Origin of the sequence: Vibrio penaeicida (assembly GCF_019977755.1) — a bacterium.
GTDB lineage: Bacteria > Pseudomonadota > Gammaproteobacteria > Enterobacterales > Vibrionaceae > Vibrio > Vibrio penaeicida.
The window spans coordinates 287,156-312,241 of record NZ_AP025144.1; the positions used below are offsets into that span (position 1 = coordinate 287,156).

General features: G+C 45.0%; 20 protein-coding genes. 9 read left to right on the forward strand and 11 right to left on the reverse strand.

Annotated elements, in window-relative coordinates; all coding sequences use genetic code 11:
• Positions 1 to 176 precede the first annotated feature (176 nt).
• From LDO37_RS01300 to aspA, 6 genes are all read right to left on the reverse strand, one after another.
• Positions 177 to 1,520, reverse strand: a complete 1,344-nt coding sequence (locus LDO37_RS01300) for a sigma-54-dependent transcriptional regulator (protein WP_126609113.1) — start codon at positions 1,518 to 1,520, stop codon at positions 177 to 179.
• Positions 1,502 to 3,502, reverse strand: a complete 2,001-nt coding sequence (locus LDO37_RS01305) for an ATP-binding protein (RefSeq protein ID WP_126609112.1) — start codon at positions 3,500 to 3,502, stop codon at positions 1,502 to 1,504. The genes LDO37_RS01300 and LDO37_RS01305 overlap by 19 nt, the downstream gene beginning before the upstream one ends.
• Entirely contained in the window at positions 3,499 to 4,731 is a 1,233-nt protein-coding gene (locus tag LDO37_RS01310; protein ID WP_126609111.1) for an ABC transporter substrate-binding protein, read from the reverse strand. Before LDO37_RS01310 ends, LDO37_RS01305 begins: the two co-directional genes overlap by 4 nt.
• 128 nt (positions 4,732 to 4,859) lie before the next feature.
• Entirely contained in the window at positions 4,860 to 6,677 is a 1,818-nt protein-coding gene (locus LDO37_RS01315; RefSeq protein WP_399481187.1) for a protein-disulfide reductase DsbD, read from the reverse strand.
• Between the two features lie 392 nt (positions 6,678 to 7,069).
• A complete protein-coding gene (locus LDO37_RS01320) occupies positions 7,070 to 8,371 on the reverse strand; it encodes an anaerobic C4-dicarboxylate transporter (RefSeq protein ID WP_126609108.1) in 1,302 nt (433 codons plus the stop codon).
• A gap of 236 nt (positions 8,372 to 8,607) precedes the next feature.
• The gene (aspA, locus tag LDO37_RS01325) at positions 8,608 to 10,062 is read right to left on the reverse strand and encodes an aspartate ammonia-lyase (RefSeq protein ID WP_126609107.1); all 1,455 of its coding nucleotides are present in this window, start codon (positions 10,060 to 10,062) and stop codon (positions 8,608 to 8,610) included.
• Between the two features lie 281 nt (positions 10,063 to 10,343).
• Between aspA and LDO37_RS01330 the strand changes: the two genes are divergently transcribed.
• Positions 10,344 to 10,859: an FxsA family protein gene (locus tag LDO37_RS01330; RefSeq protein ID WP_101111254.1), complete on the forward strand. Its 516-nt coding sequence runs from the start codon at positions 10,344 to 10,346 to the stop codon at positions 10,857 to 10,859.
• A 119-nt stretch (positions 10,860 to 10,978) separates the two neighbouring features.
• On the opposite strand, the gene LDO37_RS01335 is transcribed toward LDO37_RS01330, so the two are convergent.
• From LDO37_RS01335 to LDO37_RS01350, 4 genes are all read right to left on the reverse strand, one after another.
• Complete coding sequence (locus LDO37_RS01335; protein ID WP_101111253.1) at positions 10,979 to 11,455, reverse strand: tRNA (cytidine(34)-2'-O)-methyltransferase; 477 nt, start codon at positions 11,453 to 11,455, stop codon at positions 10,979 to 10,981.
• Positions 11,456 to 11,566: 111 nt separating this feature from the next.
• On the reverse strand, positions 11,567 to 12,178 hold the full coding sequence (locus LDO37_RS01340; RefSeq protein ID WP_126609106.1) for a superoxide dismutase: 612 nt from the start codon (positions 12,176 to 12,178) through the stop codon (positions 11,567 to 11,569).
• Between the two features lie 110 nt (positions 12,179 to 12,288).
• Complete coding sequence (gene cpxA / locus LDO37_RS01345) at positions 12,289 to 13,701, reverse strand: envelope stress sensor histidine kinase CpxA (RefSeq protein ID WP_126609105.1); 1,413 nt, start codon at positions 13,699 to 13,701, stop codon at positions 12,289 to 12,291.
• The gene (locus LDO37_RS01350) at positions 13,701 to 14,393 is read right to left on the reverse strand and encodes a response regulator (RefSeq protein ID WP_126609104.1); all 693 of its coding nucleotides are present in this window, start codon (positions 14,391 to 14,393) and stop codon (positions 13,701 to 13,703) included. Before LDO37_RS01350 ends, cpxA begins: the two co-directional genes overlap by 1 nt.
• 183 nt (positions 14,394 to 14,576) lie before the next feature.
• Here LDO37_RS01350 and LDO37_RS01355 point away from each other — a divergent pair, with 183 nt between their 5' ends.
• The 5 genes from LDO37_RS01355 (at position 14,577) to pfkA (ending at position 19,387) form a co-directional block, all read left to right on the forward strand.
• The gene (locus LDO37_RS01355; RefSeq protein WP_126609103.1) at positions 14,577 to 15,077 is read left to right on the forward strand and encodes a CpxP family protein; all 501 of its coding nucleotides are present in this window, start codon (positions 14,577 to 14,579) and stop codon (positions 15,075 to 15,077) included.
• Between the two features lie 437 nt (positions 15,078 to 15,514).
• Positions 15,515 to 16,294 (forward strand): substrate-binding periplasmic protein, encoded by a 780-nt coding sequence (locus LDO37_RS01360; RefSeq protein WP_224055302.1) that lies wholly within the window; start codon positions 15,515 to 15,517, stop codon positions 16,292 to 16,294.
• A gap of 63 nt (positions 16,295 to 16,357) precedes the next feature.
• Positions 16,358 to 17,104 carry a substrate-binding periplasmic protein gene (locus LDO37_RS01365; RefSeq protein ID WP_126608885.1) on the forward strand — a complete coding sequence of 249 codons (747 nt, stop codon included), beginning with the start codon at positions 16,358 to 16,360 and terminating at the stop codon, positions 17,102 to 17,104.
• A gap of 98 nt (positions 17,105 to 17,202) precedes the next feature.
• Positions 17,203 to 18,129, forward strand: coding sequence for a CDF family cation-efflux transporter FieF (gene fieF / locus LDO37_RS01370; protein WP_126608886.1), 927 nt, complete (start codon positions 17,203 to 17,205; stop codon positions 18,127 to 18,129).
• Positions 18,130 to 18,424: 295 nt separating this feature from the next.
• Positions 18,425 to 19,387, forward strand: a complete 963-nt coding sequence (pfkA, locus tag LDO37_RS01375; protein WP_101111247.1) for a 6-phosphofructokinase — start codon at positions 18,425 to 18,427, stop codon at positions 19,385 to 19,387.
• A 355-nt stretch (positions 19,388 to 19,742) separates the two neighbouring features.
• Here the strand turns inward: pfkA and LDO37_RS01380 are convergent, their stop codons facing one another.
• Complete coding sequence (locus LDO37_RS01380; protein ID WP_126608887.1) at positions 19,743 to 21,101, reverse strand: MATE family efflux transporter; 1,359 nt, start codon at positions 21,099 to 21,101, stop codon at positions 19,743 to 19,745.
• Positions 21,102 to 21,383: 282 nt separating this feature from the next.
• Between LDO37_RS01380 and LDO37_RS01385 the strand changes: the two genes are divergently transcribed.
• The 3 genes from LDO37_RS01385 to LDO37_RS01395 all read left to right on the forward strand — a co-directional run bounded on the left by LDO37_RS01385 (position 21,384) and on the right by LDO37_RS01395 (position 25,062).
• Positions 21,384 to 21,674: a co-chaperone GroES gene (locus LDO37_RS01385; protein ID WP_005417156.1), complete on the forward strand. Its 291-nt coding sequence runs from the start codon at positions 21,384 to 21,386 to the stop codon at positions 21,672 to 21,674.
• A gap of 76 nt (positions 21,675 to 21,750) precedes the next feature.
• The gene (gene groL / locus LDO37_RS01390) at positions 21,751 to 23,397 is read left to right on the forward strand and encodes a chaperonin GroEL (protein WP_126608888.1); all 1,647 of its coding nucleotides are present in this window, start codon (positions 21,751 to 21,753) and stop codon (positions 23,395 to 23,397) included.
• A gap of 207 nt (positions 23,398 to 23,604) precedes the next feature.
• Positions 23,605 to 25,062 (forward strand): PDC sensor domain-containing protein, encoded by a 1,458-nt coding sequence (locus tag LDO37_RS01395; RefSeq protein WP_126609752.1) that lies wholly within the window; start codon positions 23,605 to 23,607, stop codon positions 25,060 to 25,062.
• The last annotated feature ends 24 nt before the right edge of the window (positions 25,063 to 25,086 follow it).

The following is a 25,086-nucleotide window of genomic DNA, read 5'->3' on the forward strand; positions in this document are numbered from 1 at the left end:
GTTATCCATGTGCGGGTTACCAGCGATTTGTGCGATAACCTATCGTTAATAGTTCAAATGTTATGCCAATGTTAAATTTAAATTAACTCCTTTAATTTTAGTGTGTTATGGTTTTTCGACTTCTCACAGTGTGTCAAATGACGACGAATGTGATCTGTGAGTAGGTCACCGATGACCTACTCTTCTGGCAAAACGTAATCTTCTTTTTTCAAGCCAAACTTTTTCATTCTTAAGTACAGATTCTTACGTGGGATATCTAGATGTTCTGCTGTTGCGCCAATATGACCATCAAATTGAATCAAGGTATGGTGAAGGACAGAAAACTCAAATTGTGTCATCTGATGCGCCAAACTGTGACATTCTTGCTGGTTACTGGTGAAGATAAGATCCGATATGCCCAAAACGATCCGATCTGCTTCGTTCATCAGTTCGCGCACATTCCCAGGCCAGTCATGAGACATGAGATGCTGGAAATGCATCGGCGTTAGGGTGGGGGCTTTCTGCCCAAGACGCTTTTCGGCGCCGTGAATGAAATACCCCAATAGCATCGGGATATCAGACTTTCGGTCTCGCAGTGGTGGGATGTCTAGGTTGGCGACGTTTAGGCGGTAGTACAAATCTTGTCTGAAAACGCCTCGTTGTGATAGGTCGAATAAGTCGTCTTTTGAAGCGGAAAGAACTTTCAAATCAACTTTTACGACTTGATTACTGCCCACTCGTTCTAGCTCACCTTCTTGAATGACTCGCAGTAAACGGATTTGAGCGGATAACGGCATGCTTTCTATTTCATCGAGAAATAAGGTGCCGCCAGAAGCGTATTCTATTTTGCCGATCCGTTTTTTACTGGCTCCAGTAAAGCTGCCTGCTTCATGACCAAACAGCTCCGACTCAATTAGGTTTTCTGGCATAGCGCCGCAGTTAATGGCGACAAATGGTTTATCACTGCGTTCAGACTGGCTGTGTAAGGTACGGGCGATTTTCTCTTTGCCTGTGCCTGTTTCTCCGTTGATCACAATGTTGACATCGGCATTGGCGAGGGTCATTAACCGGCTTTTGAGTTTCTGCATGGAATCGGATTCGCCAATGAGCAGTTCATCCAATGTGATGTTACGAGGATTCCTTTGTTTCAGCCTTCGGTTCTCGAGCGTGAGGGCGCGATGCTGAATGGCTTTGGTTGCGAGCCCGATAAGGTGCTCTGGTCTCAGCGGTTTTTCGACAAAATCAAAGGCACCTTGTTTAATGCATTGCAACGCGGTTTCGATGTCCGCATGACCTGAAATCAGAATCACGGGCAGCTCCGCGTCGAGTTGCTGTAGGTGTTGTAAGAACGTCATACCATCCATGTTGGGCATTCTGATGTCTGAAATGACAATGCTATTGGCGTTATATTGAATGCAAGGAAGCGCCTTGTCGGCAGAAGCAAATGCCGTGACGATCATGTCATTCAGTTCTAAGATCTCGCTCAGGCTTTCTCTGAGTTCTTTATCGTCTTCCACCAGTACTACATGGGTTTGAGACATACCATGACCTCCGTTCCCTTGTTCATTTCAGACTGCACAAAGATCGTGCCGCCGAAATCTTGAATTATGTTATGTGTTATCGACATACCGAGCCCTAAGCCGCTGCCCACCTCTTTTGTGGTGAAGAAAGGTTCAAAGATTTGGTCGATTTGTTCTTGATTCATACCACACCCATTATCGGTGATGCACAGGTTGATCCAGTCGGTCGATTGATTGGCTGAAATGGAAATAGAAGGATGAAATTCATCGTCTCCTAGTCTCTGTTGAATGGCGTCTAAGCTATTGCTGATGGCGTTGACCAAAACCTGCTCTAGCCGTATTTCGTTGGCACGAACGCATAAATCGGTTGCAATATCGATGGTGACCCAATCCTCAGGCAAGCTTTCTGTGAATAAATCTATGGCGTTGATCACCGCTTTGTATACGTAGGTTCTTTGGGTTACGTCGTCTGTTTTGCGAGCAAAGGATTTAAGGTGTTGGCAGAGTTTAGTCGCTCTGTCGGTGATGCGATCTATTCGGTCCAATTTTTCTAGCGCTTGCTCTGGTTGCTGTTTACTTAAGTATTGAGAGGCGAGATAGCTGTTCGAACGAATGGCGGCTAATGGCTGGCTAAATTCATGCACGATGCCTGAGGTTAGTTGCCCGAGCACGGCCAGTTTGGCGGCTTGAACCAATTCTTCTTGGGTTTCTTTTAAATTGTTTTCTGCTTGCTGGCGCTGCTCAATTTCATCTAAAAGCTGGTGGTTTTTTTCTTCTAGAGCACTGGTACGTTGCCTCAATTGCCTTGCGGTTTGGTTAAATACATTGGTGGCGTGCGCCAACGAGGCCACTTCATCTTGCCCCGCTATTTTTAACGGTGTTTGCAACTCGCCTTGTGCCAAATGTCGCATGCTTCGAAGTACGGTGGCTAATCGGCTGAGGAGCTGGTTTTTAAGGTACAAAGCAACAAATATTGTCAGTATGGCAATAGTGCCGATGGTGACGTTGAGTTGAGTTCGGCTGGTGTTCACGATATCGGTAATACTGCTTGCGGTATTGGTTGCCTGTGCTTCGGCTTCGCGAACGGCTTCTGAAATGAATTGGCGAATGCTTTGAATGAGTGCTCGGTTTTGAGCAAGCAATTCTTGGTTCCCTTCATCGAGAGATAATACTCTGAGTGCTCGCTGAATGGGGGTATTACTCCCAGTAACATGGTCGTTGAGCTGCGACGCAATTTGACGAATGGTAACCGTGCTAGGAAGTGGCTTGAGTGCGCTGATTTGCTGATAAATGGTGACCATGGTTTCATCGATCATGCTTTGCGCTGCCAAAATGTCGGTTTGGCTTGAAAACAGAGAGACACGCTGGAGTAGATCCAGCACTAGGTTTACATCGGCTTCAAGCTTTAAAAGCTGGCTCTGGCTGTTGCTCTCAAATTGAAGAGAGGCAAATTCAGATTTAGACAGCACCTGACTCTTTTCGAGCTTGTCCATTAACAGTCCGAGGTTGAACTGGCTTTCTTCCGTAAGCGGAATGACTTCATCTACAAAATCGATTTGTGTCCAATAGAGCTGTTGCCTAAGTTGTTGCTGGCGTTCTTGAATCAGCAGTTTCTGCTCGGTATTGGCATAGATTTTACGAATGTTTTCTTTGAGTTCCGAAGCGAGCCGTTGCATTTCTTGATGATGTTTGGGAGACAGCTTTTGTGGATCTAAACTGCTCAGCTTGGGAAGCGTATTTTGTAAACTTTGATTGGCCTCCTGAAGCGCACTGGCGGACTTGGCTAATGCCAAGTGAGTAGCGTCTGTCGTTATCTGACCGCCCAACTCCGCAAACTTGGCAGCGGCGACCATAACCGGAAGCTGTTTTTGCCCCCAAGTTTCTGAAGAGGAGGCGAGGTGTTGGAGTGTGACGACGTTAGATACCACCATGCCGATGGCAAGACAGCCTAGCGCCATAAAAAGTGCAAAGATTCTAAGCGCGATACTGTGGCGTTTTTTCATGGGGAAACCTCACGAGAAAGCTGCTCTAGCTCGGATATGGCGGACTCTAGATCAGCATTCATTTGCGATTGCCATAGCCCCGTTATTCGCTGATAAAAATCCTCATAGCGGTGCACGCTACTGAGTTTTTGGTTGAGAGTAGGGTCGGAGGCGACGTCTTCTTCGACAGGAATTTGGCTAATTGACGCCCATATGTCGTCTAATTTTTGTTTTTGGGGCGATGAGAGTGGTTGCTGGTGGATGTGATGCCATGCGATCCAAAACCGATGTAAAGCATCCAGTCGATGTGTGATCCATTGGTCGAACAAAGCGTTGACGGTGTGATATCGGCTGGCGGAAAGCTCGCTATTGAAATCTGACGTACCACTTTTTTCTGCCATCTCAACGCCCACTTTAAAAGGAATTCGATTGATGTTGGGTTGGTTGAGCAAAGCTTGCCCCTCATCAGACAATATGAAATCAACAAAGGTATGGCGAATAGCATTAGAAGGAGACTGCTTGGTGATGCCGATTTGTGCCGGAATAAGTGGCGAATTGGGAAACGGATGAAACCCAACTGGAGCTTGATTGGCTAACGCGCTGCGATAGAAAAAGTCGACAACAGGGGCAACCGTAAAGCGCTGCCTTAAAATGCCTTCCCGTACGCCAAAGCTGCGAGCGGTAATGGTGCTTAGATTTCCCCCGAGTTTTAACAATAGTTTCCAGCCTTCTTCCCAGCCGTATTGCTGCAATACGAGTTCGATCACCAGATGGTTAGTGCCGGAGCGAGAAGGCGCGCTCATGGCTATTTGATTTTGAAAACTTTCAGAGGTGATCACTTCCCAGCTGGTGGGTGTGGGTAGATTGATCTGTTCAAGTCTCTCGGTATTCCAAAAGAAGCCAAATTGTGACCATGCAAAGGTATGACTCTGCTGGATGAAACCTGCAATGGCAAGCTGAGCCATGGCATCGGATGAGCTGAGCCAAATGAGGTCGGCATTTGGGCTTCGGCGCTGTTCTAAGTGCGCCATTAAAGCGGGTGTTTTTTTATTGATGAAGCGAAGGTGAGTATTGGGGTATTTATCCTGAAACGCCTCTCGAATAGGCGAGTAAAAGCTTTCAGGGAATGAAGTGAGCACTACAATGTCGTTCGATTGGATATTACTGGCAACGGCCATATTCTGGGGTATTACCAGTGTGGAAAATAGCCACCCCAAACTCACACACAATGTGCAGATAATCCGTTTCATGATAAAAAAACTCAGTTACGTCACTGAGATTATTATGTTGAAAATTTGAGCTTTTAACAGAAATGAAACAAAAAAATGTGAGCCCGAAAAATCGGGCTCATATAGAGGTGTTTGCTTTGCTAGAACGGTTACAGTGCATTTAAGTGCGCAAGAAATGGTTCGGCTGGCATAAAGCCAGTGAGGCGCGCATTCGGCAAATATTCCCCATTTGCGTCCCAAAACTCTATAGTGGGCAACCCCAATACTTCGAGTTTTTGCAGTAATTCAATGTCTTCTGGCATGCTTCTCGTGACATCGGCTTGAAGCAATACATAGCCCTGCAGTTTTGCTTCCACTTCAGGGGCGTGGAAGGTGTATTTTTCAAATTCTTTACACGCGACACACCAATCGGCGTAGAAATCGAGCATGACGGGCTTCCCTGCCTGCTTGGCAGCCTGCAGTTCAGCTTCTAGCGCTGCAAGGTTTTTGACTCGTTTGAACGCCACGGTTGGCTCAGCTTGGGCAACCGCAGAAGGGTTCCACCACTGAGAAAGAATAGGTTGTGCAGATGCGACAATTCCGAGCATGGCAATAATACCGACTAAGCTTTGCTTCCAACCACCAAATGGCAAGCTGTTCTTCGCGTGGTAAAGCCAGCCAAATGCAGCTAAGCCAAGTAGCGACCACATAATTTGGGTCCAGAGCTCTGGAAGAATTCGCTCGAGTAGGAAAATCGGTGCGGCAAGTAAAATGAACCCGAACATCACTTTAACGCGATCCATCCAACCTCCCGCTCTTGGCAGAAGCTTATTACCAAATACAGCTACTGCAATGAGTGGAATGCCCATACCGAGCGCTAAGGCATACAATGCAACGCCACCCGTGAGCATATCGCCGCTTTGAGCAACATACAAAAGTGCGCCAGACAGCGGAGCTGTGGTACAAGGTGAGCACACTAAACCTGAAATCGCACCCATAGCAAACACGCCAGCATTGCTGCCACCTTGTTGTTTATTGCTAAGGTTATTAAGCCAAGTTTGAATGCCGCTTGGTAATTGAAGAGTGTAAGCCCCAAACATGGAAGCGGAAAGGGCAATAAACAGCACACTTAAGCCAATCAACACATAGTGGTGCTGCATGGCGGCTTGGAATTGAAGCCCAGCCGATGCAACGACTAGCCCAAGAATAGTGTAGGTGAGCGCCATCCCTTGAACGTACACAAACGACAAGCCAAGCGCACGTTTCTGCGAGATTTGGCCACCGCCCAATACGATACTGGTGAGGATTGGGTACATCGGCAGAACGCAAGGGGTGAAAGCTAGACCCACACCCAAAGCAAAGAACAGTAAAGGCGTCCACCAACTGTTGGCCAGTTTGTCCGCAAACCCAGATTCTTGTGATTGTGAAATGGTTGATGAAACAGGCGAACTTTTGGATTCCGAGCTATTTAATTTTGAGTTGCTAGGCGCTGTATTCACTGAACTTGATGAGTCATTACCCCCTGTGGAAGTAAATGCTGAAATCGGCACAGTGCGAATTTCTGGTGGGTAGCAAAACCCTGCTTTTGCACAGCCTTGATAGCGGACTTCCAGCTCTGCGTTACTTGTAGCTGACAGCAGCGGCACGGTAACGGTGAGCGGAGAAGTGTAGATTCGAACATCGCCAAAAAACTCGTCTTTGTACGGTTGACCATCTCGCATTTCAATTGAACCAATTTCGGCACCATTTGCAGAGACCGAAATACGTTCTTGATAAAGGTAGTATTCATCTTTGACCTGCCATTCAAGGCGAATGCGATCATTGTCTTGGAAAAAGTTAAATGGGAAGGCTTCGTCTACTGGGACAAATTGATTCGGTGAGTTATCGAAGCTGGGCGTGAACCCTTGAGCATTGTTCGAAAACAATTCAGCAGATGCTGGTGCAGTAAGCCACACACTCAATACCAGCCAATATAAAAATGATCGCAGAGTTTTCATTACATTACTTGTCAAAAAATGAATACCTTATCAGACCTGATAGAGGCGCAATAAGTTTCATCATATACCCAAGTAACCTCAATATGCTAGGTTCAGCGAGTATTGCTTGGTTTTTAGGCAAGGCATTGATTTGTCGATTTAGTGGTTCTAAATCAAAAATCGATAACGCAGCATAAGAACCAAGCAATCTCGCCCTTGGGAGCCTATCTTTTGTCTACTTTCATCGTCAAAAAGCTTTGATAGGATGGGTTTAAATAGAGAGGCTAGGACTGAGGTTGGCGATAGAGCTCTGAATCCTGCATCTTGAGGTCACTAGGGTATCATTGTGTTTAGCAGAAGAAAAAAAGGAGCGCAGTGCGCTCCTTTCCAAACTTTTGTAATGATTAAATCATCATACCGCCAAAGGCAAAGCCTAAGGCAACAGCGGTTGTAATGGTAACGACCCCTGGGATGAAGAATGGGTGATTGAATACCCACTGCCCAATTCGAGTTGAGCCAGTGTCATCCATTTCGACGGCGGCCAATAATGTTGGGTAAGTTGGCAGAACAAATAAAGCGCTTACTGCCGCAAAAGACGCCACGGCTGTTAATGGTGCAACGCCAATCGCTAATGCCGCTGGCATCAAAGCTGTGGTGGTCGCACCTTGCGAGTAAAGCAACATTGATGCGAAGAACAAGGTAATGGCAAGCATCCATGGGTATTGCTCAAGAATGTGTGCCGACAGGTCTTTGATTTGGTCGATATGGCTTGAAACGAAGGTATCACCAAGCCAAGCAACACCAAGTACACACACACATGCGCTCATGCCAGATTTGAACGTTGCGGCGTTAGCGATGTTTGAAGCATCGATTTTGGTGATCATCACAATAGCGGTGGCAGCGGTCAGCATTAACGCCATAATGGCTTGGTTTCGACCTATCGCGGGGTTTTCAATTAAACCCACAGCGTTTGAAATCATCGTGGCGTACGCGACAACCGCAACAATGGCCGCAAAGAAAATATAAATGGAGGTTTTTGCTGTCGGTAAGATTTCACGCTTTTGCGTGCCTTTCATTTTGATCAGCCCTTTCGCCAGACGATCCTGATAAATAGGATCATCTTTTAGCTCGCTGCCGAGGAAGTTAGACACAAATGCACCGACCATACACGCTACGAACGTAGTTGGAATACACACTGCCAACAACGTTAGGTAACCCACTCCTAGTGGTTCCAGAATGCCAGAGAAAAACACCACTGCCGCTGAAATGGGTGAAGCGGTAATGGCGATTTGAGAAGCTACCACGGCAATAGAAAGTGGGCGCGATGGGCGAACGCCTTGCTCTTTTGCCACTTCAGCAATCACCGGTAATGTGGAAAATGCTGTGTGCCCCGTTCCGGCTAACAGCGTCATTAGGTAGGTAACCACTGGGGCATAAAAGGTAATGTGTTTCGGGTTCTTTCTAAGAAACTGTTCAGCCAGATCAACCAACCAATCCATACCGCCAGCTACTTGCATTGCAGCAATCGCAGTAATGACCGATGCAATGATCAAGATGACATCGACAGGAATATTGCCAGCTGGGACACCCATTACCATAGTTAACGCAACGACACCTGCACCACCAGCGAAGCCAATGCCGATGCCTCCGATTCTTGCTCCTAAATAAATAAAGAGCAGGACTACTAACAACTCGACCATAATCATACGTCGTACCTTATCTTAAATTCCAAGTGGAAAATCCCCCTTTTATTGGAAAAAGAAGGATAAACAATCAGCATAAAAATTTATAGAATGCTGAAAACGGCGCAGACTATAGCAGGTGGCTAGGTGTAATAGGACTGATATAAAACAAACTTGTGCTAATTGGCGCTATTGTCAGCAAACATTGTCAGCAAAACTCATTAGGCAGAAAATAAAATGGGACCACTGGTCCCATTCATTTAGTTAAATCGTTTGGCTTTGTACTTAGGGTGCATGAGGTTTTCCACTGAGAAGATATCATCCAATTCTTCTTCTGTTAGTAAGCCTCTTTCTAGCACCACATCTCTTACGCTTTTACCTGTTTCTGCACAGATTTTCCCTACGATATCGCCTTCATGGTGACCAATGTATGGATTGAGGTAAGTGACAATGCCAATAGAGTTATAAACATAGCTTTCGCAAACGTCTTTATTGACGGTAATGCCATCGATACACTTATCGCGCAAGTTAACGCAGGCGTTGGTTAGAATTTCCAAAGATTCAAACATACTTTGGGCGATAACAGGCTCCATCACGTTGAGCTGTAACTGTCCGCCTTCAGCTGCAAAAGAGACGGTGTTGTCGTTACCCAAAACCTTGAAGCACACTTGGTTAACCACTTCAGGTACAACAGGGTTTACTTTGGCAGGCATAATGGATGAGCCTGCTTGCAGTTCAGGTAGATTGAGCTCGTTGAGACCGGCGCGAGGTCCTGAAGACAGCAGGCGTAAGTCATTACAGATCTTAGACAGCTTCACGGCGAGTCGTTTCAAAGCACCGTGTATCATCACGTACGCGCCACAGTCTGAGGTGGCTTCAATTAAATCTTCCGCTGGAACACAGTCGAGCCCAGTTACTTGCGCTAAATGTTTGATCGCAGACGCTTGGTAGCCTTCCGCAGCGTTTAACCCTGTGCCGATTGCCGTTGCCCCAATGTTGACTTCTAATAGCAATTTAGAGGTGTACTGAAGGTTGCGGATTTCTTCATTTAAGGTCACCGCCCAAGCGTGAAATTCTTGTCCAACCGTCATTGGCACTGCATCTTGCAGCTGAGTTCGACCCATTTTAAGGACATCATTGAACTCTTGGCTTTTCAGTTCAAACGCTCCCTTAAGGTACTCAATGGCGTCCACTAATTTGCTGACACTGTTGTACACGGCGATACGAAAGCCCGTTGGGTACGCGCAGTTGGTCGACTGGCTTTTATTGACATGATCGTTCGGGTTAATGAATTCGTATTGCCCTTTTTCTCTGCCCATCAATTCCAGCGCGAGGTTAGCGATCACCTCATTGGTGTTCATGTTTACGGAGGTGCCAGCACCGCCTTGAAAGACGTCTGATGGAAATTGATCCATGCACTTGCCCGTTTCCAAAATGGCATCACAAGCTTGAATAATAGGATTGGCGACTTCAGACGGAATGACACCGAGCTCTTTATTTGCCAATGCGGCGGCTTTCTTTGTCATCACCATACCGCGCACAAATTCTGGGACATCAGAGATAGTGGCACTGGAAATGTTGAAGTTTTCGATGGCTCTTAGCGTGTGAATACCGTAGTAGGCATCAGAAGGAACGTGACGTTGACCGAGGAGATCTTCTTCGATACGCGTCGCAGCATGAGTTGAGGTGTGATTAAGATCGAACGTCTTAGTCATAACAGGATCCTTAGACTTTTATTGTAAGTATTGATGTTGAATTAGCCACATCTGTTTTTAAGAATCCATTCATCAGAGTATACGGCTGTAAATCGGTCCTGATGTTGTGTCCATAGTATCGAATTGGTGGCATAAAAATAGTAGCCCGATCACCTTTTGAGTCATTGAGTTGTCAACATTTCTTACAGAAGTTAACTGGGATCACAACATAAGTTTGAGGTAAGCAATTGTTGTTTGTTTAGCAAAGCAATACACTGACTGTAATTGCAACAGGAGGACTTGTGTTTCCGATACTTTTACTGCTTTTTATTGCCGTTCCAATCATCGAGATTGCCTTATTTATTCAAGTAGGCGGTTTTTTAGGTTTTTGGACGACCATCGGCTTAGTTTTACTGACGGCGTTTGTCGGTGCGACATTGGTTCGCAGCCAAGGGCTTCAAACACTGATGTCTGTTCAAAATCGGCTTCAGCAAGGTGAGTTACCTGCTCAGCAAATTGTTGAAGGTGTCATGCTGGCTGTGGCTGGTGTGCTTCTTCTTACTCCAGGGTTTATGACCGATGCGCTAGGTATGCTTGTGTTATTACCTGCACCGCGAGCAATTATTGCCAAGCAGTTGATGAGCAAAGTAAAGGTTCAAAACTTCGGAAATGGTGGTGGCTTTCATGCGCAAGGCGGTTTTCATCAGCAGAACCCATTTGAGCAAGATCCTTTCCAGCGCGGTGATTCTTCTCAGGGAAATACGTTTGAAGGGGAGTACCAGCGTAAGGATGACGACGACCGTAATCGCTTAAATTAAGGGCTCACCTTATGGTTTAAAGCTCATTGATGACGAGAAACAAGAAAGATGAAGGTGATTGCCTTCATCTTTTTTTGTATCTGTTGTTAGATAGAATACAGTTGTTAGATGGAATACAGCTATAACGCGCCTTCAAATCCAAGTTGGCGCCATGCTTCAAACGCAATAATGGCTACCGCGTTAGACAAGTTTAAACTGCGGCTGTCTGGCATCATAGGAATTCGGATGCGTTGTTCCATCGGAAGGCTTTCAATGAAGTCCGCTGGGAGCCCGCGTGACTCGGGGCCAAAAATCAGTACATCGCCATCTTTGAATTTCGCGTCTACGTGGTGACCTGTGGTTTTTGTGGTACACGCAAACAAGCGGTAATCTTCACCGCGCTCTTCCATGTATTCGATGAATGCTTCCATGTTTTCATGGCGCTTTACACGGGCAAGATCGTGGTAATCTAAACCAGCACGTCTTACTTTCTTCTCTTCAAAATCAAAACCTAATGGTTCGATCAAATGGAGGTTTGAACCACAGTTGGCGGACAAGCGAATGATGTTGCCTGTATTAGGGGCAATTTCAGGCTCAAATAAAACGATATCCAGCATGACAAATCTTATGAATGAGTTGAGTGAAGGGCATTATGGAGGAAGAAAAAAGAGCAAGCAAGGCGCTTACTCTTTCATACTGTAAGGCGTTATGTCGCCTGACGCGCAATATTACTTAGCTAGTGCTGCTGCGTAGTTTTGTGCAACGGCATCCCAGCTCACAACATTCCACCAAGCATCAATGTACTCAGGGCGACGGTTTTGGTAGCTGATGTAGTAAGCGTGCTCCCATACGTCTAGTGCTAGAACAGGTTCGCCGCGATCAGCCGCTACGTCCATTAGAGGGTTGTCTTGATTGCTGGTTGAAGTAATTACCAACTTACCATCTTTTACGATCAACCAAGCAAAGCCAGAACCAAATGTGTTGATTGCAGCTTGAGCAAATTGCTCTTTGAACGCATCAAAGCTGCCGAATGTTTCTGTGATCGCTTTGCCTAGATCGCCTTGTGGTTCACCACCAGCGTTAGGTGCCATGCAATTCCAGTACACAACGTGGTTGTAGAAACCGCCACCGTTATTGCGAACGGCTGGCGCTTGGCTTGAGATGGAATCAAAAATGGTCTCTAGAGATTGGTTCTCTAGGTCAGAATCTTTGATTGCTGCCGTGAATTTGTCAAAGTACGTACGGTGGTGCTTGCTGTAGTGTACTTCCATTGTTTTTGCATCGATGTACGGTTCCAGTGCGTCGTATGCGTACGGTAGTTCTGGGAATGTGTGTGACATTATTACTCTCCTTATTGTTACGTAATAATGTAATGATAATTGTTATCGTTATCAACTTGTGAATAGTAGGGATATATACCCAAAAGGCATATAAATTCAACTTTTTGAGATTATGAATGTTCGCTAATGGGTAATCGGATAGACATTTTTAGCCCCCCAAGAGAGCTGGGTTGCGCTTTGATGGTTCCATTATGCTGCCGAATCGCGCTCTCTGTGATCGCCAAGCCCAAGCCCGCGCCACCAGAGTGTCGATCTCTTGCGGTCGAAACTCGGTAGAAAGGTCGGAAAATGTCTTCCAGTTCTTCTTTCGGCACGCCGTTACCATCATCATCGACGTCAATTTGTAGCTCACTGCCATTAAGCACAATCGATACTTGTATGTTCTGGTTGCCATAATGAATGGCGTTTCGAACGATGTTTTCCACCGCACTCATTAACAAGTTTGGATTACCGTAAATGTAGGTGTGAGGTAAGGGGCTATCGCGCTCGGATTCATCATGGAAAGAACCATAACGCAGCACTTTGCCTTTTTGTTCTGCTTCAAATTGCGCGTCTTTTAATATCTCTTCCCACAGATCAACAACAGAAAGACGTTCTCTATTTTCGTGGCTGTGCACTTGCATACGTGACAGTTCCAAGAGTTCGCTGATCATCTGCTCTAAACGTTCGGCTTCGGTATCAATGCGCTTAAGCTCGTCACTCTCTCCCTGTTTTCTGGTTGCGAGTGCATTCGCCATTCTCAGCCGAGTAAGGGGGGAGCGAAGTTCGTGGGAAATGTCCGATAACAATCTTTGTTGGCCTGTGATCATTTGATCAACGGCTAAAACCATTTGGTTAAAACTGGCTCCCGCTTGTTGAAATTCTCGGGTGCCTTTTTCTAAATCAGGATCGGCTACAAATTCTCCTTTAGCGACTCGTTTAGCGGCTTTTTCCAAACGGCGAGCAGGCTGGCTAAGCGCCCAAGCAAGCCAAAGCAAAAGAGGGGTGCTAGCAACCATAACAGCAAAAAGTAACTGTAAGGGTTTGTCGAACAGTTGAAGTAAAAAGGGCGGTGTCTGAGTCCATTTCATGGCGTTGAATAGCAAGACGTCTTGGTTTGCTATTTTTGCTGGGAATGGACCCGCCACCATCATGCGGCCATACAATTTTTGCTGGGGCTGAGTTCGGGTTAAATCCAATTCGGTGATGTAGTTTTGCATTGCTTTGCGAATCGGACCTCGTTCTCGGGTAATCAAATTTCCCTCTAAGTCGGTCAGATAAATCAAAGGGCGCTTTCCATGATGTTTCCCCCCTCTATCTGCTAGCTTTCTTGCGACGTCCTGTATATTTGGGTGATTAGCGTACCTTTCTTCTAACTTGCTGACGGATTGCGCAATACGGTTAAGATGATCTTTTGGAATATCATGAGGCTGGCGCGGATCAAGAAAAGGTAAAATTAAAACAGCGATCAATACCAGTAACATCGTAAGCCAGAAAATGGCAAAAATTCGCCCATATAAGCTAGAAAAAAGATGCAATCGCATTATCCGGCCTCCACCAGCATGTACCCACGACCACGTAGCGTTTTAATTCGAGGTTTGTTGTCGCTAAGCAATGGAATTTTTTTGCGAAGGTTTGATACATGCATATCAATCGCGCGATCAAACGGTGCTAAGCGCTTACCCAGCACGTCTAAGCTGAGCATCTCTTTCGTTAGGGTTTCACCTGGGTACGTAATAAAGTGGCTAAGCAACGCAAATTCAGTGGTGGTGAGGTCAAGTAGGGTATCTTCACAGTACGCTTCTTGCTTTCCCGGGAAGACTTTCAAATCTTGATAAGCAATGCATTCTGGATCTTTATGGCTATTGGTATCGGAGTGTTGAGTACGCCTTAATATAGCGCGAATACGTGCCATCAATTCACGATCAGAGAATGGCTTAGGTAGGTAGTCGTCGGCACCTAACTCAAGCCCAATGACTCTGTCTATCTCTTCGCCTTTGGCTGTGAGCATCAGTACAGGAGTTTGCCAGTTTTCACGCAATTTCTTAAGCATCTCCATGCCATTGAGCCTAGGCATCATGATATCCAGAAGAATTAAATCGACACTTTCATCCACTAATTCAAGCCCGACTAAACCGTCGCAGGCTTGGCTTATTTGAAAGCCTTCGAAGGTCAGAATATCACTGAGTAGGCTAGTCAATTCTGTATCGTCATCCACTAATAGTATATGTGCCATTGTTGCCTCACTTACGGTTTTTCTATCTTCATGATACTCACATTTACTGGGTAACCAGAACTCTTTACGTTGATTTACGCTTTCTTCACGTTGCTTTACAACCCAGTTCGTATTCTATCCTCAAGCGCTGCAAAAGCAGCACAGCACACAAAACGAATTCCAATGACGATCGAGGATACAATTATGAAACTAGCTAAAAAAATGGTTCTAATGGCAGCGGCACTTCCTTTAGTTTTAGGCAGCGCGAGTGCATGGGCTTTTGGTGGTAAGGGGCATCATAAAGGTGGTCACGACTTCGGCGGAAAGTGCGGTATGGGCATGGACAAACGTGTGCTTCGCCAGCTTGATTTAACCGACGAGCAGAAGTCGCAGTTTAAGCAATTGCGAGAAGACGCCAGAAATAATCGAAAAGGCAAATCAGAAGAAATGTTCGCCAAGATGCAATCGCACCGACAAGAGATCCAGCAATTGATTTTGGCTGATACATTCGATGAAAATACAGCGCAAGAGTTGGCCGCAAGAATGGTAGATGCCCAAACGGAAAAGCGTGTAAAAATGCTGGAACAACAGCATAAAGCCATGAGCATCTTAACGGCAGAACAGAAGGTCAAACTTCAAGAATTACAACAAGAAAAAGCCGCTAAGTGTGCTGAAAAATTTGCAGAGCGTCATCAAGATGACTAGGGTCTGCTGACCTTTCGAGATGATTTTTGCAGCAATTTGTGGGTGATTTATACAAGGCAGAGCTTATTCGGTGTAGTCGCTCTACATCAATGAGCGATAACGCAGTAGAAATAAGCCACAAATGCTGCCCGAAGGGTTCGACTAGGCGTCCCCGTTCTATACCTTTTACTCTTTGTTGCAAGGTATTTGCTTAGAATGACTAGGCTACACACCTTGCGCCGCGATTAAAAGGCATAGAACTCGAACGAAATTTAACCACGAAAGGTCAACAGATCCTAAGTAAATAAAGCTTACATACGCGACGATAGCAGCCTTCATGGCTGCTTTCTTTTTGTATATAAAACCGCCCTTGACTATGCTCAAAGTAGCTCGATAGTTAGAGGGAATATAAGACAGTGCGGAAAGTAGCCCTACCAATAATTGTTTGCTTGTATTTTATGATTTCTCAAACCGTTGGTGCCACTGAATCAACATGTGTGTTGAAAATGGGGTATCGCACCAATGAACGCTTACCCAATATTGCAAGAGCGCCAGATAACTCGGGTCTATATCTAGATTTGTACCAAAAAGCAGCAAAGAAAGTGGGCTGTGAGCTACAGGTCACTCGTCTTCCAAAAAACAAAGTGGTCAGTTTATTAAAACGAGGTGAAGTCGATTTCTATCCCGGTTTCAATCTAACCAAAAAGCGGTCTTCATTCGCTTACTTCATCGAAAATGGTTTACCGGGAGGTGATGCCGGTATTTCTCGTGATGATATGGAAGAGGTTACCCAGCTTGAACAACTAAAAGGTAAAGTACTGCTTCGCGCGAAAGGGGCGGCTGATATCACAAAAGGCATTACTGACATTTACATTAAAGAGCCGCCTGAGATGACATCTATGCAAGCTATGACGTTTCTTTTACAAAGGAAAGGCGACTTCTATATCTACAACAAATCCACGCTGGAATACTTATTGAAGCAACATCCATTGGAAGGGTTGAAACTACACCCAGACTGTTGTGGTGGTGTGTTGCCGCTGTATCTCGGATTTTCTTTAAAGTCGAAATGGTTTAAAGGAACGACAAACCCTAAATATAAAGAAGATGAGCCGATCAGTGCGGATAATTACCCGGTTCTCATGTCTGTCGAGAGTAAAGCGTATGAATTCTCACAAGTACTTAGGAGAATGAAGGTTAGCGGAGAAACGCAAGCGTTGTATGAGCACTATTATAAATAAACAGTGAACGCGTCGGTCAGAAAACCTTAACGTTATTTTGATGGCAAAAGAAGGGGGAGATGGATGAACAAATTTTTCATGTGCATTTTCTCGATTTATGCAAGCGTTGGTATTTGCTGTGCAGCGGAACTCAGGCTCATTGCAGAAAATGCCCCCCCAAACTCATTCACTGTGAATGGGCAACCAACAGGAAAGTCTGTTGAAATAGTCCAAGCAATATTAGCTGCGATAGATATGCCTTCAAATGACATTGAAGTGATGCCATGGGCTAGAGGGTATTGGAACCTAGAAAATATCCCTAACGTGGCGTTATTTCCAACATCTAGGACAAGTGAAAGAGAATCAAAGTTTAAATGGGTAGGACCAATTTTTGAAAATGAGGTCAACCTTTATAAGTTGAAAAACCGACAAGATATTTGGGTCAATAACTTAATAGATCTGAACAACTATAACGTAGGCAGTGGCCGAAACGACCAAAAAACTCGGTTTCTACTGTCAAAAGGTATAGAGGTTAATCAAGTTAGTGTTGAGCATCAAAATATTCAGAAACTGTTTATTGGGCGCATTGATATCATTGCTTATCAATCTGGGCGATTGTTCTATGACGTTAAGCAGCTAAACTACAACTTTGAAAAAATAGAAAAGATTACAAATATTCCAGAGATGAGTAAGGATGCGTTTATGGCTTTTCATATCGATACCTCTGATGAGGTAATACGAAGGTTTCAAGAAGGGTTAAACGCGATCAGGGAATCAGGTGAGCATGCGAAAATTTTACGCAAATGGGAAGGCACGCTTGGTAATCCTTAATGTAAGAATTGTACTTGGGTCGTGAATTTCAATTTGTCACTCGTGCGACTGAGTTAACTTTAGTAATCTATTCTTTTTCCTTAATACCACCTATCTAGATGCAAAAATCTGATTATTCCAAACTTGTTACCACAGCTGCTTGGTTAGCGGCAGGGGTTGCGACCATACTATTGATTGTTAAAGTCGCGGCTTGGTGGATAACGGGCTCAGTGAGTTTGCTGGCTTCATTGATCGATTCATTGTTGGATATTGCGGCTTCTGTCGTGAATCTCATCGTAGTGCGTTACTCCCTTCAACCTGCGGATAAAGAACATTCTTTCGGTCATGGAAAAGCTGAATCACTCGCTGCATTGGCGCAGGCTATGTTTATTTCGGGCTCTGCTTGCTTTCTAATTTTGAATGGCGTGGATAGGTTCTTCCGTCCTCATGAGCTGCATTCTCCTGAGCTAGGTGTGTATGTCAGTATGTTCGCCATACTGGTGACTGGTGGGTTAGTGGCATTTCAAAAGCATGTAGTCAAAAGGACAGGTAGCCAAGCTATTGCTGCTGATTCTCTTCACTATCAATCCGACCTTTACATGAATGCCGCTATTATCGTGGCACTTGGATTAAGTTGGTATGGAATCGGGCAAGCCGATGCTGTATTTGCGGTTGGAATAGGTGTCTTCATTCTTTCTAGCGCCATTCGCATGGTTTATACCGCAGTACAATCTCTGCTAGACAGGCAGCTTCCAGATGATGAAATTGAAGACATTCATTTAATCACATGCTCAGTCAAAGGGGTGTTGGGTGCCCATCAAATCCGGACTCGAATGTCTGGTCCTGTTCGTTTTATCCAGCTTCATTTAGAGTTGGATGATCACATGCCGCTGATTGAAGCGCATCGCATTTCTGATGAAGTTGAACAAAAACTGATCGAAAGATTCCCAGAAGGTGACATTCTGATCCATCAAGATCCAATTTCTGTTGTGCCATGGGCAAAAAATAAACAAAACGAGCATGGGTCAGGAAATTCTCAGGTTTAAATCACTGAGGATTGGCTGCTGTTAAGTTAATTATTACGAACCGTGAAAGAAAGAAGACAAATGGAAGATAATTAGCTATCTTTTGTTCAAACCACACAAACCACTATTGAACGTGATGTGAATCAACAAAGTTTAATAGCATAATTGTAATACTCTTTCATAAGTAGAAAAGTTTCAATAATCCGTTATGTGCGCCGTGTGGAGCGGAAATGTAACATAACGTGAATAAGATAAGATTTCGCCGAGAATGGCATTTAGAATTAGAGATTAGATTCCCAGATATCAGAGGGTGAGCATGATTAAGAAGATCGGTGTTTTGACAAGTGGCGGTGACGCACCAGGCATGAATGCAGCAGTTCGTGGTGTTGTTCGTACGGCACTTTCAGAAGGGCTAGAAGTGTACGGTATTTATGACGGTTACTTAGGTCTATACGAAAACCGTATCGAGAAATTAGATCGCTGCAGTGTATCTGATGTGATCAATAAAGGCGGTACCTTCCTTGGTTCAGCTCGTTTCCCAGAATTTAAAGAAGTAGAAGTTCGCGAGAAAGCGATCGAAAACCTGAAAGAGCACGGTATTGAAGCCCTAGTTGTTGTTGGCGGTGACGGCTCTTACATGGGTGCGAAAAAGCTGACCGAAATGGGTTACCCATGTATTGGTTTACCGGGCACGATTGATAACGATATCGCTGGTACAGATTACACAATTGGTTACTTAACCGCATTGAATACTGTTATCGACGCCATTGACCGTCTGCGTGATACATCATCTTCTCACCAGCGTATTTCGATTGTAGAAATCATGGGTCGCCACTGTGGTGATTTGACGTTGATGTCTGCGATTGCTGGTGGTTGTGAATACATCATCACGCCAGAAACAGGCTTGAGTAATGATGAGTTGATTGCCAATATTCAAGACGGCATCAAGAAAGGTAAGAAACACGCAATCATCGCTTTAACTGAGCTGATGATGGATGCTAACGAGCTTGCTAAAGAGATTGAATCTGCCACTGGACGTGAAACTCGTGCGACAGTATTGGGGCATATCCAACGTGGCGGTCGTCCAACAGCATTTGACCGTGTTCTTGCATCTCGCATGGGTAACTACGCTGTTCACCTTCTACAAGAAGGTCATGGCGGTCGTTGTGTGGGTATTCAGAAAGAACAGCTTGTTCACCACGACATTATTGACTGCATAGAGAACATGAAGCGTCCAGTACGCGATGACTTGTTCAAAGTTGCGAAAGAGTTGTTCTAATATTGAGCATTCAAGACTAGGGTCTGTTGACCTTTCGAGATGATTTTTGCAGCAATTTGTGGGTGATTTATACAAGGCAGAGCTTATTCGGTGTAGTCGCTCTACATCAATGAGCGATAACGCAGTAGAAATAAGCCACAAATGCTGCCCGAAGGGTTCGTTTCTATGCCTTTGACTCTTTGTTGCAAGGTATTTGCCTAGAATAACTAGGCTACACACCTTGCGCCGCGAGTAAAAGGCATAGAACTCGAACAAAATTTAACCACGAAAGGTCAACAGACCCTAACTTACTTAATAAAAACCGCTGACTTTTCAGCGGTTTTTTTGTTTGAAATAGACTTTCTCTGGTTTTTAGCTATCGACTTGTTTCCAGCTCGTGAGCTTCAATCACTTCGTTGCGTATTTTAAGTGCGTACAAGTACCCCAGTGTTCCGCCAACGATATTACCTGCTGCAATACCGATAAAAAGCCCTTCAACCTGATACCACTCACTACCAATGTAGGCAAAAGGCAATGTGAATATAAACAAACGCATCGCACTCCAACTAAAGGCATGCATGGGTTTGTGTAGTGCATTGAGCCCACTAGCCAGTACCATTAATATGCCTTGAAACCCATAACTGAACGGGACCACCAGCAAGTAATGCCAAAGCAAATCTCTCACACTTTGCTCTTGTGAGAAAAGTGAAGCAATAGGCATACTCAATGGGACCATCATAATAAAGATGAGAAGCTGAAAAAGAATCGAAAATCGCATGCACACAAATAAAGCGTTAAAACTGCGTGTTGGATTATTTGCACCTAAATTTTGCGCCATAAAGGGCGTCAAAGCGGAGGTCAGTGCCATTAGCACCAAAATCAAGATAGATTCGACACGTTGCGCGGCGCCATAAGCGGCAACGGCTTCTGTACCGTGGCTCGCTAATATCATCATCAGTATTGCACCTGAAATAGGTGACATCGCATTAGACAAGGCGGCGGGTGTGCCAATTTTTAAGATGGCACGCCAATCTTGTATGAGTGACGAAAAATACGGGAGTGCCAGCAGCTTTTCTCTTTTTATGAGTACGTACAAAGATCCACACAAAGCGCCCATGTAGCTGAGTGCACTGGCTATAGCAGCCCCTTTTATTCCCAATTCAGGAAACGGACCGTAACCAAAGATAAGCAGTGGGTCGAGTACGCCGTTAATGACACCAGCCAGCATCATGATTTTTGCTGGAGTTTTGGTATCACCAGTTGCACGAATCGCACTGTTTCCCGCCATGGGAATGACTAACATTGGGATCGTTAGATACCATACCACCATGTACTCTTTGATGAGTGGGATAAGATCTGGGGTCGCCCCGAGAAGAGAAAACAGCGGGGTGATGGTCAGCAATCCTATTGTTGATGCGATACTGACGAGAATGACCGCTAGGATTAAACCGTGGGAAGAAAACCTTGCCGCATCTTGATTGTTGCCTTGCCCAAGCAGCCGACCGACGTTGGTCGAAAGCCCCATGCCAATACCCATCGTGATGCAATTGACGGCAAAGGTGACGGGAAAAGTAAAGCTGATCGCAGCCAGAGCCTGAGTACCAAGCAAAGAAATGAAAAAAGTGTCCACAAGATTAAACATAAGGATCGAAATCAGGCCCACAATCATCGGTAGGGTCATGTTTCGGAGCACTGCGGGGATAGGTGCAGTGAGTAATCCATGTTTATCTTGCATTGACAGTGACAACTTAATTTATCTTGAAGAACGCGTAGGATACAGAAGAATACACATTGGAGCCACAATGCGACGGAGGGCTCGAAAGTTGAGGTGGAAACAGTTACTTCGAGCCACAAACGTGAAATTTCTCGAAAAGCTGTTTGATTTTTCAACACTCGTCACAAAAAAACGCATTGCCCCCCTTGGGTTATCTCTATGTACGCCCTATATATGATCCACAAGCCGTTTTAACGGCATTTCTTACATCAAATAGAATCATCTAATCAGGAGAGACGACCGATGAATATCCGTCCTTTACACGACCGAGTTATCGTTGAACGCCAAGAAGTTGAATCCAAATCTGCCGGCGGCATCGTTCTAACTGGTTCTGCTGCGGAAAAATCGACACGTGGTACGGTTTTGGCTGTAGGCAAGGGCCGCATCCTAGAAAACGGTACTGTGCAACCGCTGGACGTTAAAGTTGGTGATAGCGTTATTTTTGCTGAAGGCTACGGCACGAAATCTGAAAAGATTGACGGCAAAGAAGTTCTGATCATGTCTGAAAATGACATCATGGCAATCGTTGAGTAAAAGCAATCATTGAGTAATTTTTACTCTGATTCAAAAAACGACAGACTAAAAACGAATTAAGAAAGGGAAATTAAAGATGGCTGCTAAAGACGTTAAATTTGGTAACGACGCACGAATCAAAATGCTAGAAGGTGTTAACGTTCTGGCTGACGCTGTAAAAGTAACGCTAGGTCCTAAAGGCCGTAACGTTGTCCTAGACAAATCGTTCGGTGCTCCAACCATTACTAAAGATGGTGTTTCTGTTGCGCGCGAAATTGAACTGGAAGACAAGTTCCAGAACATGGGCGCACAAATGGTTAAAGAAGTAGCGTCTCAAGCGAATGACGCGGCAGGTGACGGAACAACCACTGCTACTGTACTGGCTCAATCTATCGTTAACGAAGGTTTGAAAGCGGTTGCTGCTGGTATGAACCCAATGGATCTTAAGCGTGGTATCGATAAAGCAGTTGCGGCTGCTGTTATTGAGCTGGGCAACATTTCAGTTGAATGTAAAGGCAAGAAAGAAATCGAGCAAGTTGGTACGATTTCAGCCAATTCTGACAACAGCGTAGGTGAAATCATTGCAGAAGCAATGGAGCGTGTTGGTCTTGACGGTGTAATCACTGTTGAAGAAGGTCAGGCACTACAAGATGAGCTAGACGTTGTTGAAGGCATGCAGTTTGACCGCGGTTACCTGTCTCCTTACTTCATCAACAATCAAGAAGCTGGTGCGGTTGACCTAGAAAACCCATTCATCCTTCTTGTTGACAAGAAAGTATCTAATATCCGCGAATTGCTTCCTACTCTAGAAGCAGTAGCGAAAGCATCTCGTCCTCTTCTTATCATCGCTGAAGATGTAGAAGGCGAAGCGTTAGCAACACTTGTTGTGAACAACATGCGTGGCATCGTGAAAGTAGCAGCAGTTAAAGCGCCTGGTTTTGGTGACCGTCGTAAAGCAATGCTACAAGATATCGCTATTCTAACTGGCGGTACTGTGATTTCTGAAGAGATTGGTCTAGAACTTGAAAAAGTAACGCTAGAAGACCTAGGTCAAGCGAAGCGTGTAACCATCACGAAAGAAAACTCTACCATCATCGATGGTGCGGGTGAGCAAGCTGCTATTGAAGGTCGTGTTGCTCAAATCCGTCAGCAAATCGAAGAAGCAACTTCAGACTACGACAAAGAAAAACTACAAGAGCGCGTTGCTAAGCTAGCAGGCGGTGTTGCAGTAATCAAAGTCGGCGCAGCGACTGAAGTTGAAATGAAAGAGAAGAAAGACCGCGTTGAAGATGCACTTCATGCGACTCGCGCAGCGGTTGAAGAAGGCGTAGTAGCGGGCGGTGGTGTTGCACTAATCCGCGCAGCTTCTAAGCTGACTGAGCTTGAAGGTGACAACGAAGAGCAAAACGTAGGTATCCGCGTTGCACTACGTGCAATGGAAGCGCCAATTCGTCAAATCACAAGCAACGCAGGTGACGAAGAGTCTGTAGTTGCAAACAATGTACGTGCTGGTGAAGATAACTACGGTTACAACGCTGCGACGGGTGAATACGGCGACATGATCGCAATGGGTATTCTTGACCCAACGAAAGTTACGCGTTCAGCACTGCAATTTGCAGCATCGGTTGCGGGTCTTATGATCACAACAGAAGCGATGGTGACTGACTTACCTCAGAAAGATGCACCAGCAATGCCTGATATGGGCGGCATGGGTGGAATGGGCGGCATGGGCGGCATGATGTAAGCCTCCTCCTCTCGGATGATAAGAGCCTCGCAGTTATGCGGGGCTTTTTTATATCTTAAACATTCAATTATTTTATCGATTTTATATAATTTAGATAAACGCTCTATAGGTGGAGTAGGTTTCGTTGATCTAAGCTGAAAATTCACTTTATGTCGCATATTGTTCTGGTATGTTAGAGGCATAAAAATAAGTAGCTAGGTTAATCCTTTGAGCCATAATCACAATTTTCCAATTAAACGTTCTTTGCTGGGCGTAACGGCTTTGTACGGTCTATTTCTGCTTCTTCTTGTTGTGGACGCGCTCAATGAAGCGTCGGAAGAATTTACAGCAGAAAAAAAGCATGTGGCTGTGGCGTTAAAAGATATGTCGAACACATTAAGAGCGGTGGAGCATGAGATGACGGTGCTATCGCAGTTTAACGTCTCTGATTCTCCCCCTCATTTACATACCGTTGTGGAAGGCAAAACGTGCTCTTTCGAAGGGCTAGGTGAGGGGCGTTCTACCATTCACTCGGACTTCATCATCACTGGTGTTGTCGATATGTGTGATGTGCGTACCTCACTATACCAAGATGCGCATTTTTGGGTGCCTAGCGCTCACGTCATGTCTTATCTAGTGAACACCCGCGAAACAATTTCTTCCATCTACTTTATTTCTAAAGATAAATACATTATTTCATCGCCTTCTAAGCTGGCGCGAAACATCACGAGCAGTACTTTTGATGATGTCCTTAAACATCGACCTTTTTGGCGAAACACTTTGCAGTACGGGCTTGCCAATAACCGTCGTGATATCACTTTTACAGGAGAATACCGCGATCTCTTTACCGGAAAGTCGGTAGTTACTTTAAGTGCGGCAGTGTATCGAGATGGAGAGCTGGCGGGCGTGTTGGCAATGGATGTTCTGGCGAGCCAGATTAAGCGTAATTTAGGGAAGGAGTACCTTATCCTTCCCTATCCAGGCGATAACCAAACGGGTCTGTTTACTTACAAAAAGTCGGGTGAGATCAGCGATGCTTCTCAAAATACGCGTTTGCATTTGAGTATCGACCAACATTGGCAACAGCATTTGTATCAGTTGTGGAAGTACAAACATTATTGGTTGGTAACATGGTTTGTTTCTTATCTGTTTGTCGTTACGTTATTGATTAATAAGAATTGGTCTTTGATTCAATCTTATGAAGATAAACTGATGCACCTTGATGATGAAACCGGGTTATTGAATCTCAAAGGGTTAGAGGCAAAACTTTCTGGGCTTAAGGAGCGTCCTTTCCTTTGCATTGCGGCGTACTCCGTAAAAGATACAGAATACCTGTCTGAACTAGCAAAAGAACAAGTTAAATCGCATGTACAAGTCGTTCTTAAGGAGAGGCTTCGTTCGTTCGATATTTTCGCTTCATCAGGAGATGGAGATTGGGTTCTGATTTTGCCTTGTGAATCGATAGAATTAGGTTCACAGCTTATCAATCAACTAGAAACCGAAGTGCGTTTAACACCTTATCGATTACCTGAAGGTGTAACCCAAGACTGTTTGCTCGAAGGGCATTTTGAATTAATACCTGTTCACAAATATGATGGGTATCTTCACCTTTGGCGCAGCGTAAGAACTCGGTTTATCGCACAAGACGCTGAGCCTAAAGAGATCATTCAAGCTGTCAGCCATTAGAACGTCAGTGATGTATGAATGGCT